The 251-nt window shown below is 73.7% G+C and carries 1 protein-coding gene; it reads left to right on the forward strand.

The features are described 5' to 3' along the window. Nucleotides 1-251: hypothetical protein (locus CVH10_RS22810; RefSeq protein ID WP_146143318.1), on the forward strand; the 251-nt coding region annotated here is incomplete at both ends.

The following is a 251-nucleotide window of genomic DNA, read 5'->3' on the forward strand; positions in this document are numbered from 1 at the left end:
CGCGTCCACTGCAAGGGCGCGACCAAGGCGATCCTGGGCCGCGACCGGGTCGAGGCGGTGCTGCTGGAAGACGGCACCGTCTATGGCGCGGATCTCGTCTGCATGGCCGTTGGCATCCGCCCCGAGGTGCGCATCGCCACCGACGCCGCCTTCGCACCCGCCCGCGCGCGCCTCGCGCGGCAATGTGGTGCCGCGCTGGCGCATATTCACGCCACGCCGCCGCCGGCCGGGCTGGAGACGATCGATGCCGC

Origin of the sequence: Halomonas sp. ND22Bw, assembly GCF_003011945.1 — a bacterium.
GTDB classification, from domain to species: Bacteria; Pseudomonadota; Gammaproteobacteria; order Pseudomonadales; family Halomonadaceae; genus Halomonas; species Halomonas halophila.